This is a genomic window from Anaerofustis butyriciformans (assembly GCF_036289385.1).
GTDB lineage: Bacteria > Bacillota > Clostridia > Eubacteriales > Anaerofustaceae > Anaerofustis > Anaerofustis butyriciformans.
Genome location: NZ_JAYFFH010000003.1, coordinates 137,378 through 148,634, shown reverse-complemented (window position 1 = coordinate 148,634; position 11,257 = coordinate 137,378). Strand labels below are relative to the sequence as shown.

General features: G+C 31.5%; 9 protein-coding genes. 2 read left to right on the top strand and 7 right to left on the bottom strand.

Translation table 11 applies throughout. From position 1 onward, the window contains the following. Positions 1–95: 95 nt before the first annotated feature. From V2W16_RS06075 to V2W16_RS06065, 3 genes are all read right to left on the bottom strand, one after another. Positions 96–740: an HAD hydrolase-like protein gene (locus V2W16_RS06075; RefSeq protein WP_171020550.1), complete on the bottom strand. Its 645-nt coding sequence runs from the start codon at positions 738–740 to the stop codon at positions 96–98. A 98-nt stretch (positions 741–838) separates the two neighbouring features. Further along, positions 839–1,393, bottom strand: coding sequence for a Fe-S-containing hydro-lyase (locus tag V2W16_RS06070; RefSeq protein WP_138268109.1), 555 nt, complete (start codon positions 1,391–1,393; stop codon positions 839–841). A gap of 1 nt (position 1,394) precedes the next feature. Continuing rightward, entirely contained in the window at positions 1,395–2,237 is an 843-nt protein-coding gene (locus V2W16_RS06065; RefSeq protein WP_138268108.1) for a fumarate hydratase, read from the bottom strand. Between the two features lie 173 nt (positions 2,238–2,410). Here V2W16_RS06065 and V2W16_RS06060 point away from each other — a divergent pair, with 173 nt between their 5' ends. Both V2W16_RS06060 and V2W16_RS06055 read left to right on the top strand, forming a co-directional pair. Beyond that, positions 2,411–3,115 (top strand): ABC transporter ATP-binding protein, encoded by a 705-nt coding sequence (locus tag V2W16_RS06060; RefSeq protein ID WP_329383263.1) that lies wholly within the window; start codon positions 2,411–2,413, stop codon positions 3,113–3,115. A 33-nt stretch (positions 3,116–3,148) separates the two neighbouring features. Next, on the top strand, positions 3,149–6,259 hold the full coding sequence (locus tag V2W16_RS06055) for an FtsX-like permease family protein (protein ID WP_329383090.1): 3,111 nt from the start codon (positions 3,149–3,151) through the stop codon (positions 6,257–6,259). Positions 6,260–6,339: 80 nt separating this feature from the next. On the opposite strand, the gene dnaJ is transcribed toward V2W16_RS06055, so the two are convergent. The 4 genes from dnaJ to hrcA form a co-directional block, all read right to left on the bottom strand. Further along, complete coding sequence (gene dnaJ, locus V2W16_RS06050) at positions 6,340–7,479, bottom strand: molecular chaperone DnaJ (protein ID WP_138268104.1); 1,140 nt, start codon at positions 7,477–7,479, stop codon at positions 6,340–6,342. Between the two features lie 72 nt (positions 7,480–7,551). Next, positions 7,552–9,399, bottom strand: a complete 1,848-nt coding sequence (gene dnaK, locus V2W16_RS06045) for a molecular chaperone DnaK (protein ID WP_329383087.1) — start codon at positions 9,397–9,399, stop codon at positions 7,552–7,554. Between the two features lie 25 nt (positions 9,400–9,424). Further along, on the bottom strand, positions 9,425–10,048 hold the full coding sequence (grpE, locus tag V2W16_RS06040; RefSeq protein WP_138268102.1) for a nucleotide exchange factor GrpE: 624 nt from the start codon (positions 10,046–10,048) through the stop codon (positions 9,425–9,427). A 9-nt stretch (positions 10,049–10,057) separates the two neighbouring features. Next, a complete protein-coding gene (gene hrcA, locus V2W16_RS06035; protein ID WP_329383082.1) occupies positions 10,058–11,098 on the bottom strand; it encodes a heat-inducible transcriptional repressor HrcA in 1,041 nt (346 codons plus the stop codon). Between the last annotated feature and the right edge of the window lie 159 nt (positions 11,099–11,257).

Genomic DNA, 11,257 nt, shown 5'->3' with positions numbered 1-11,257 from the left:
TATATTAAAAAGCTTGTAATATTGCTATTTTTTGCTTTTCCTTAAAATATAATTTTAATATATTGTAATTATTACTGTCAAGAAAAATAATAAATCTATTTTAAAATAATATCTTTAATCTGAATCGGTGTTTTTACAATATGTATAGGATTACTTTCTTTAATCTCAGACAAATCACCATATCCATACAAAACACCCATAGTAGCAATGCCGTTTTCTTTCCCCCCGATTATATCCGGTTTTTTATCTCCTATCATAATTGCACTGCTTTTGTCTGATACTTCCATTTTATCAATGCACATTCCAACAAAATCGCTTTTGCTTCCTCTTGTTTGATATAGATTATTTGCAATAAAATGATCGAAATAATCAAGTATTTCTACATGTTTTGCTTCTATCAATGCGGAATCTTCGGGCTGGCTTGTCGCTACTGATAATTTTATATTATTCGCTTTAAGCATTTCCAAAGTTTCCCTCATTCCATCAAAAAGTTTACATTCATAAACGCCTTTGTCAAACATGTATTCGTTACTTACATCTATGGCTTTTTTTGCTTTTTCTTCGCTTAGCCCGTATTTTGTTACAAGAGTTCTTGCAAAGGGAGGTCCTATTAAAGATTTTACTACTTTGTCATCTTCAATGATTCCCGCATATCTTAGTCCCTCTTGAAACATTTTTACCGTCCCTTCAGCAGTATCAATAAGAGTTCCATCTAAATCAAAAACAATATACTTATACATATCCATTCTCCAAAATTTAATTACCTTTCAATTATATAATAAAAACGCCTTAAAATAAAGGGGTAAGAGTATCAGAAGATTAATAAAAAAAGACCTTTTTAGAAAGGTCTTTTATATTTTTCTTTTTCTGTTTTATATAAATTATTTCCTTTTGAATCTATTGCCACAATAACGGGAAAATCCTCTACATATAATTTTCTAACGGCTTCGGATAATAACTCAGGATAAGCTATAAGCTCAGCTTCTTTTATACATTTTTTTATTAAAGCTCCACATCCTCCAACTGCCGCAAGATATAAAGCATTATTATCTTTAAGGCTTTTTTCTACTTCGTCGTTTCGCTCCCCTTTTCCTATAATAAGCTTTAATCCTCTTTCAAGTAAAAACGGAGTGTATTTATCCATTCTTGCAGATGTTGTAGGTCCGCATGAACCTATTACTTCCCCCGGTTTTTCGGGACATGGACCTGCATAATATATACACTCTCCTTTTATATTAAAAGGAAGCTTATCGCCATTTTCCATTGTTTCCACCATTTTTTTATGAGCAGCATCTCTTGCAGTATAAATATATCCCGTTAAATATAATTTATCCCCTGCATTTATATCCATGATTTCATCATCACTAAGTGGTAATTTTACTTTCTTTTCCATATTAAATCTCCGTTTCCTTATGTCTTGATACATGGCAACCTATATTAACACTTACAGGCAGACCTGCAATATGAGTAGGATAAGTTAGAATATTTACTCCAAGAGCTGTAGTGCTTCCGCCAAGTCCTCCGGGGCCTATTCCAAGTTTATTGATTTTATCAATAAGCTCTTCTTCCATATTTCTATAAAACTCATCTTCATTTTTATGATTAATATCAAGAAGTAAAGCTTCTTTTGCCATTAATGCAGCCTTTTCCATTGTTCCTCCTATTCCAACTCCAACAATCATAGGAGGGCAAGGCTTGCTTCCTGCCTTTTCAACTGTTTGTAAAATAAAATCAACAACGCCTTCATATCCATCTGCTGGTTTTAACATCTTTGTATCACCGCAGTTTTCACTGCCAAAACCTTTTGGCATAACTTTTATTTTAACCTTGTCACCTTTTACTACGTTATAATATATTATCCCAGGTGTATTATCTTTGGTATTTTCTCTTCTTAAAGGACAACCTACAACACTTTTTCTAAAATACCCTTCATCGTAAGCTTCTCTTATAGCATCGTTTATTTCATCATAAATGTAATTACCAGTAAAGAAAACTTCCTGACCTACCTCCAAAAACACAAGGCACATACCTGTATCTTGACATATAGGGCAGTTTTCTTTCGCTGCAATATCTATATTATCGTTTATAACACTTAAAAGTCCTCTTCCAATCTCTGACTTTTCTTCTTTCTCACTTTCAATCAAAGCATTTTTAATATCATCTCCAAGAAAAACATTTGCTTCAAGGATAAGTTTTTTTACTTCTTCTTTTATAATTTTAGTATCTATTTGTCTCATAATAACCTCTAAAAAATTTATATATTAGAGTATAGCACAGGTATATTTTATTTTCTACTTTTCATCACAAAGTTATTTCAAATATTATTATGTTAAAACATAATAATATAGTATAATAATATAAATGAAAAGGTTTAATTGAAAACGTAGAATAAATGAAAGCGAGAAAAGATATGGCTGATAATATTATTATTCAAAACGTCAGTAAAATTTACGGCAGCAAAGAAAACGAAGTAAAAGCTTTGGATAATGTTAGCTTTGAAATCGAAAAAGGCAAATTTACGATTATAGTGGGACAAAGTGGCGCAGGAAAAACAACACTTCTTAATCTCCTTGGAGGAATGGACACAATCACAAAAGGAAGCATAATCGTAGATGGCAAAGACTTAAGCAAATTAAGCGAAAAAGAACTTACCTCATACAGAAGATACGATGTAGGCTTTGTTTTTCAGTTTTATAACCTTGTTCAAAACCTTACTGCAAAAGAAAATATAGAACTTGCAACTGAAATATCAAAATCTAGCATATCTGCAATGGATGCTCTAAGAGATGTAGGGCTAGAAAAAAGAGCTGACAATTTCCCGTCTCAATTATCCGGCGGAGAACAACAAAGAGTATCAATAGCAAGAGCTCTTGCAAAAAATCCTAAATTATTATTATGTGATGAACCAACGGGAGCACTTGACTATAAAACAGGAAAATCAATATTAAAACTACTTCAAGACATTTGCTTTATGAACAATATTCCCGTAATAGTGGTAACCCACAACCTTGCATTAACGGAAATGGCAAATAAAATCATAAAGGTAAAAAACGGACAAATTGAAGATATTATAATTAACGAAAATGTTAAAAACGTCGAAGACATAGAATGGTAGAATTTTAAATAACAACATATGAAGGTGCCTTAAATGAAGACATTAATAAAAGACTTATTAAGAGAAATCAGACTTACAAAAAACAGATTTATATCCATTTTATTAATCACTCTTCTTGGAGTGTGCTTTTTTGTCGGGCTAAGAGTAATAGGACCGCAAATGGAGTATACGGCAAATAAATATTTTGAAGACACCAGCTTGTACGATGTAAGTTTTATGTCCACATATGGTTTTAGTAATAAAGACATAGAAGCGATAAAAAACGATAAAGACACAAAAGATATTTTTGCCACATATTCAACAGATCTTCTTTTAGGTCATAACGACAAAAGCATTGTAGCTAAGGCTTATGGTATGCCAAACAAAGAAGATATCGTAATGATGGATTATGAACTTATAAGCGGAAGTTATCCAAAAGAATCAAATGAATGTGTAATATCAGATAATTATTTAAAAGCAAACAATTTAAAACTCGGAGATACTTTAAAAGTAGAAGATTATGAAAGCGTAAAAATAAAAGAAAAAGAACTAAAAATAGTAGGAACAGCAAGCTGGTCATATTACATTACTGATGATGATTACGGCTCTTCAAAACTTGGAGACGGAACAATAAACACATTCTTAATATTAAGTATGGATGCTTTTGACAGCGATTACTACACAGACTTATACGTAAGTTTAAAATCAACTAAAGATATAAATTGTTTTAGTGAAGAATATGAACAAATCATTACGGACTACAAAGATAGAATAAAAGAAACAACATCTTTAAGAGAAACTCAAAGGTTACAAGAAGAAAAAGACAAAGCATATAAAGAAATAAACGATTCACAAAAAGAGCTGGACGAAAAGAAAAAAGATGCTTACAATGAATTATCCAGTGCAGAAAAGAAACTTAAAGACAGCACTTCTAAACTTTCTGATTCTAAAAATGAACTTGAAGATCAAAAGTCCATTTTAAAAAATGAAATTGCAAATGCAAAAGCTGAACTAAACAAAAGCGAAAAAGAACTTGAAACTAAAGAAAAACAAATAAATTCAGCAAAAGCAGAATTAAAAACAGCAAAAGAGGAATTAGAAAAACAAGAAGAAGAATTTTATAACTATGTAGCTTCATTAACAGAAGAGGAAAAAGAAGCCTTAAAAGATATTCTTTCTAAACAAGAACAAGAATTAAAAGATGCAAAAACGGAATTAGAGACAAAAGAAAAAGAATTAAGCATCGCACAAACTCAAATAACAAACGCAAAAAAAGAAATTAAAAGCGGATACAGCGAAATAGAAAAACAAGAAAATACAGCAAACAAAGAATTTGCAAACGCATCTTACCAAATAACATCAGCACAAAAAGAAATTGACAGCGGATACAGCGAATACAACAAAAACAAAGAAAAAGCAGATGAAGAATTTGCAAATGCACAAAAAAAAATAGATGATGCAAAAGCAGAAGTTGAAGATATGGAAGAAGTTAAGTGGTATACACTTGACAGAAACACAAACGAAAGTTATTTTAGCTACGCAGAAAATTCAAAAAAAATAACATCAGTCGCAAAAGTATTTCCTTTAATATTCTTCCTCGTTGCAGCACTTGTATGCTTAACAACCATGACAAGAATGGTTGAAGAAAAAAGAACGGAACTTGGAATATTAAAAGCTTTGGGATTTGGCAAATTTGCAGTAAGCATGAAATTTATTGTTTATGCATTCCTTGCAAGTTTTATCGGCAGCATTATAGGACTTATCATAGGTTTTACATTTGTTCCAAACATGATTTACGAAGCATATAGAATTTTATATAAAACACCTGAACTTATCCCTGTAATTTATCCTAACTACATCGTTATTTCTCTTGTAGTAGGTGTGATGTGTACGGTTCTCAGTGCTTATGTAGCTTGTAATTCAGACTTAAGAGAAGTTGCAGCAAGTCTTCTTAGACCAAAAGTAATGAAAAGCGGAAGAAAAGCATTACTTGAAAGAATTCCTTTTATTTGGAACAGATTAAGCTTTAAATGGAAAATAACAATAAGAAATCTTATGAGATATAAGAAAAGACTTATAATGAGCGTTGTAGGGATCGGCGCATGCTGCGGACTTTTAATCGCAGGATTTGGGCTTAGATATTCAGTATCTTCAATGATAGATTTACAATATACCCATGTAAGAAATTACAACATGGAAACATCTTTGGACAGCGATGTATCTACAAAAGAAATAAAAGAAATTGAACAGGAATTTAATAATAACAGTGAAATAAAAGAAAGCAAACTATTCTATCAAGATACCTATGAAGTAGACGGAGATAAAAAAAGTTATAATTTCTCTTTAATGGTTCCGATAGATACTGATGCAATGAACAACTATATTTACTTAACCGACTACGAAACGGAACAAAGCTTAACTCTTCCTGATAATGGCATTATAATAACCAGCAGATTAAGTGAAATAGCCGGAATAAAAAAAGGCGACACAATTAAAATAAAAGATATGGACGGAAAAGAATATCAAGTTTCTGTAGCAGGGGTAGTAAATAATTATATTTACCACTATGCATTCATCAGTAAAGATTATTATGAACAATTAACAAATGAAGATGTAAATGCAAATCTTATTTTATCAAGACTTACAAATAATGATGAAGAAACTTATGATAATCTAAGTAAAGAAATTTTGAAAAACAAAAATATATTAAGTGTTGAATTTAATCAAAGAACGGCAGAAGGATTTTCTCAACAGCTCGACAGTTTGGATTTTGTTATTGTTGTAATAATTATCGCAGCAGGGATGTTAGCATTTATAGTAATGTTTAACCTTGATAATATTAATGTAAGTGAGAGATTTAGAGAAATTGCAACCATAAAAGTTTTAGGATTTTATAATAATGAAGTAAACTTATATATTGTAAGAGAAAATATTATACTTAATATAATCGGTATAATAGTAGGATGCTTAATAGGAAAATTCTTCCATAAATACCTTATGAACACAGTTGCTGTTGACTTCGTACAATTTTATAATGATATTTTAATATCAAGTTATATATATGGCGTAGTTCTTACGATTGTATTTGCGGTAATAGTAAATATTTTCTTAAACAGAACACTGAAAAAAATTAACATGGTAGAATCACTAAAAAGCGTAGAATAAAAAAAGAGAAGTTTAAAACTTCTCTTTTTTATAACATCCAAATAACATAAAGCAAAAAAAAGACTTCATAAGAAGTCTTTTTATTTAAAGTTATCTTTTACCTTATCCCAGAAACTTTTATTTTGTTCATTGTTTTTATCACTTGAAAGTTCCCCGAATTCTCTTAACTTAGATTTTTGTTTTTCTGTTAAGTTCTTAGGAACTTCAACTTTTATTTCAACATATTGGTTACCTTTGCCAAAACCGTTGGCATTTTGAATACCTTTATTTTTAAGTTTAAATACTTGACCTGATTGTGTTCCTTCAGGAATTTTAAGTTTAACCTGTCCATCAACCGTAGGCACCATTATATGATCCCCTAAAGCTGCTTGAACAAAAGTTATCGGTATTTTGCAATAAATATCGCTACCGTCTCTTGTAAATATTTGATGAGGTTTTACAGTTATGTAAATATATACATCTCCGTTAGGACCTCCGTTTTTACCAGCTTCACCTTCTCCTCTTAAAGGAAGAACGCTTCCGGTATCAACACCTGCAGGAATTCTAATTGAAATAACTCTTTCTTTTCTTACAGTACCGCTACCGGAACATGTAGGACAAGGTTTAATAATTTTCTTACCTGTACCATTACATTCACTACAAGTTTTTACTGTTTGAACAGTTCCAAACAAGCTTTGTTGAGTTACTCTTACTTGACCTGTACCATGACAAGTTTCACATGTTTTAATGTCAGCATCATTTACAGCCCCCCTGCCTGCACAGGTTTCACAAGTTTCTGTTCTTTTTAATTTAATTTCTTTTTTACATCCAAAAATTGCGTCATTAAAAGATATTGAAAGATTAACTCTTAAATCTCTACCTTTTTGACGAGCATTTTGTCTATTTGCACCTGAAGAAAATCCGCCGCCAAACATTGAACCGAAGATATCACCAAACATATCTTCAAATCCACCAAATCCGGCACCGCCGAAACCGGCTCCACCGCCCATGTTTGGATCAAAAGCAGCATGACCGAATTGATCGTATTTGGCTTTTTTATCAGCATCAGATAAAACTTCATAAGCTTCGTTTATTTCTTTAAACTTTTCTTCTGCTTCTTTATCACCAGGATTTCTGTCAGGATGATATTTCATAGCAAGTTTTCTATATGCTTTCTTTATATCAGCTTCGCTGGCACTTTTATCTACGCCCAAAACCTCGTAATAATCCCTTTTTGCCATTATCATCTACTCCCTTTTAAATTTGAAAAGCACCCTGCAAAGTATTTACTTAGCAGGGTGAAGTTGTTTTAATTATTTATCGTCATCATCTACTACTTCATAATCTGCATCAACAACATTATCATCTTGTTTTCCAGCATCGCTTGCACCTTGAGCATTTGCACCTGCGTTTTGTTGGTTAGCTTGATCAGCATATAATTTTTCTGCTATTGGATATAAAGCTTCACTTAATTTTTCTGTTGCTTTTTTAATTGCTTCTGTATCAGAACCTTCTAATTTTTCTTTTAAGTCTTTAATTGCATCTTCAACAGGAGCTTTTTCTGTATCTGTCACTTTATCGCCAAGATCTTTTAATGTCTTTTCAGCATTGTAAACTGCTGCATCAGCATTATTTCTTGTATTAATTTCTTCTTCTTTTGCTTTATCTTCGTTAGCATATTGTTCAGCTTCTTTTACAGCTTTATCAATTTCTTCTTTAGACATGTTAGAAGAAGATTGGATTACAACGTTTTGTTCTTTTCCTGTACCTAAATCTTTTGCTGTAACATTAACGATACCATTAGCATCAATATCAAATGTTACTTCGATTTGTGGCACTCCTCTTGGAGCTGCAGGAATTCCTGTAAGTTGGAATCTACCTAATGTTTTATTATCGGCAGCCATTCCTCTCTCCCCTTGAAGAACATGAATATCTACTGCTGTTTGACCATCTGCAGCTGTTGAGAATACTTGGCTTTTCTTTGTTGGAATAGTTGTGTTTCTGTCGATTAATTTAGTGAATACTCCACCAAGAGTTTCAATACCAAGTGATAATGGAGTTACATCAAGAAGTAATACGTCTTGAACATCCCCTGCAAGTACACCACCTTGAATAGCAGCACCGATTGCTACACATTCATCAGGGTTGATACCTTTATCAGCTTCTTTTCCTGTGATTCTCTTAACAGCTTCTTGAACTGCTGGAATTCTTGTTGAACCACCAACAAGTACTACTTTATGAATATCGCTTGCTGATAAACCAGAGTCAGCGATTGCTTTTCTTACAGGTTCCATTGTTGCTTCAACAAGGTCTGCTGTAAGTTCATCAAATTTAGCTCTTGTTAAAGTTACGTCTAAATGTTTAGGGCCAGCTGCGTCCATTGTAATGAATGGAATATTGATTTGAGCTGTTGTTTTACTTGAAAGTTCAATCTTAGCTTTTTCAGCACTTTCTTTAAGTCTTTGCATTGCCATTTTATCGCCGCTTAAATCAATACCGTTAGCTTTTTTAAATTCAGAAATTAGATATTCAATGATTTTATTATCAAAGTCATCCCCACCTAAGTGGTTATTACCGTTTGTTGCTTTAACTTCAAATACGCCATCAGCAAGTTCCAAGATAGATACATCGAATGTACCACCACCAAGGTCGAAAATCATAACTGTTTGATTTTCTTCTTTATCAAGACCATAAGCAAGAGCTGCTGCTGTTGGTTCGTTGATAATTCTTAAAACTTCAAGACCTGCGATTTTACCAGCGTCTTTTGTTGCTTGTCTTTGAGCATCTGTAAAGTAAGCAGGAACTGTAATAACTGCTTTAGAAACAGTTTGTCCTAAATAACTTTCAGCATCTTTTTTCAATTTTTGTAATACAAAAGCTGAAATTTCTTGTGGTGTATATTTTTTACCATCAATATCAACTTTATAATCGCTTCCCATATGTCTTTTAATTGAAGCAACTGTTTTTTCTGGGTTTGTAACTGCTTGGTTTTTAGCTACTTGACCAATTAATCTTTCTCCGTCATTTGTAAATGCTACTACTGATGGAGTAGTTCTTGCGCCTTCTGCATTAGCTATAACAACAGCTTCCCCACCTTCTAATACTGCTACACATGAATTTGTTGTACCTAAATCGATACCTATAATTTTTTCTTTACTCATTTTAAATCTCTCCTTTTTATAAAATCTATTTTAACTTATTAACTTTGACCATAGCCGGTCTTAAGACTTTTTCTTTATAAACATATCCGTCTTGAAAAACTTCAAGAACAATATTATCTTCTTTATCTTCAACCTTGTCAACTGCTACCGCATTGTGTTTGTTTGGATCAAATGCGGTATCAATAGCTTCGATTGTTTCAATTCCTTCACTTTTTAACAGTTCACTTAATTGAGTGAATATCATGTTAACACCTGCATAAAAACCGCTTTCTTTATCCTCCTCACTTTCAAGAGCTCTTTTGAAGTTGTCAATTATAGGAAATAAGCCTTCTGCGAATTTAGATGTTGAATAAATAATCATTGCTTCTCTATCTTTTGCTGCTCTTTTCTTATAATTATCAAAATCGGCTAAAATTCTAAGATAGCTCTCATTTAATTTATTATATTTTTCTTCAAAGCTCTCTTCTTTCTTTTCTTCTTTAACTTCTTCTTTTTCCTCTATTGTTTCATTTACTTTTTCTTCTTTTATCTGTTCTTTGTTTTCTTCTTTCTTCACTTCTTTTTCTTCATCTTTCATATTTTTTTGTTTTTCTTTTTCTTCTTTTTCTTTTCTAAGCTCATTTATATCTTTAATATTACCATTATCCATTTAGCTACCTCACTTTTCAAATATTTTTGAAATATGCTTTGTCAGTTCATCACTTAAAACATCAAGTGTTGAAATAGCATAATCGTAATTCATCCTTGTAGGACCAATAACACCGATTGTTCCTATTGTTTTGCCGTTTAATTTATAATCGGCAGTTATAATCGAACAATCACTAAAGTCCTCAACTTTGTTTTCATTACCTATAACTATATGAATATCTTTATCATCATCAACAGCAGATAATATTGCATTTTCCAATTTATCTTTACTGTTTACCGAATCAATAAAGTGTTTAGCTTTTTCCAAATTCTCGAATTCCGGATAGTTTAATATTTTGCTTACTCCTTTAGAATAAATCTTTGAAGAATGCGCCTTTTCAACTAAACTTCTAAATACAGGCATTATTTCCGATAAAATTCTGTTTTCATCTTCACTTAAACCGTCAATTGCTTTACCTAGAAGTTCAATTACTTCATTTGCAGGTCTGTTTCTTATTATTGAAATAAGGAAATTATTTATTTTTTCTAGCTGCTCTAAAGTAACGCTGTCTTTTAACCTTATCTCTGCATTTTTGATAAGACCTTCTTTTGTTACGACGATAATCATGACTCTTTTTTCTTCAATGTAAACAAGTTTTACGTCTTTTACATTTAAAGATGAAAGTCTTGGAGCCATAACAAGAGAAGTATAATTCGTCATTTTAGTAAGAATATTAAGTGTTTGTTCTATTGTTTTATTAAGTTCAAACATATAATTTTCATACTCAGCTTTAACAACATCTCTTATTTTTTCATCTAAAGCATTTTTCTTCATAAAGTTATCGACATATAATCTATATGCCGTAGTAGAAGGAATTCTACCCGCAGAAGTATGAGGTTTTATTAATAAGCCCATATCTTCCAAATCGGACATTTCATTTCTGATAGTTGCAGAAGATACACCAAGCTTATATTTTTTTTCAAGAGTTCTTGAACCAACAGGTTCTGCTGTTTTAATATAATCATGTATTATTGCATTTAAAATAATAAACTTTCTATCTTCCCAGTTCATTTTCCTTTCTCCTTCTTATTAGCACTCTTTAAACATGAGTGCTAACACTGTCATAAATATACCACCACGACTATACTTTGTCAATAGATTATTTAAATTTATTTTCTATTTTTAATGAAATTTTAATATTACAAAATGATTTATTTAAAACTTATATAA

Coding starts and splice junctions, on each gene's coding strand:
- V2W16_RS06075 (WP_171020550.1), bottom strand. CDS start 740: ATGTATAAGTATATTGTTTTTGATTTAGATGGAACTCTTATTGATACT.
- V2W16_RS06070 (WP_138268109.1), bottom strand. CDS start 1,393: ATGGAAAAGAAAGTAAAATTACCACTTAGTGATGATGAAATCATGGAT.
- V2W16_RS06065 (WP_138268108.1), bottom strand. CDS start 2,237: ATGAGACAAATAGATACTAAAATTATAAAAGAAGAAGTAAAAAAACTT.
- V2W16_RS06060 (WP_329383263.1), top strand. CDS start 2,411: ATGGCTGATAATATTATTATTCAAAACGTCAGTAAAATTTACGGCAGC.
- V2W16_RS06055 (WP_329383090.1), top strand. CDS start 3,149: ATGAAGACATTAATAAAAGACTTATTAAGAGAAATCAGACTTACAAAA.
- dnaJ (WP_138268104.1), bottom strand. CDS start 7,479: ATGGCAAAAAGGGATTATTACGAGGTTTTGGGCGTAGATAAAAGTGCC.
- dnaK (WP_329383087.1), bottom strand. CDS start 9,399: ATGAGTAAAGAAAAAATTATAGGTATCGATTTAGGTACAACAAATTCA.
- grpE (WP_138268102.1), bottom strand. CDS start 10,048: ATGGATAATGGTAATATTAAAGATATAAATGAGCTTAGAAAAGAAAAA.
- hrcA (WP_329383082.1), bottom strand. CDS start 11,098: ATGAACTGGGAAGATAGAAAGTTTATTATTTTAAATGCAATAATACAT.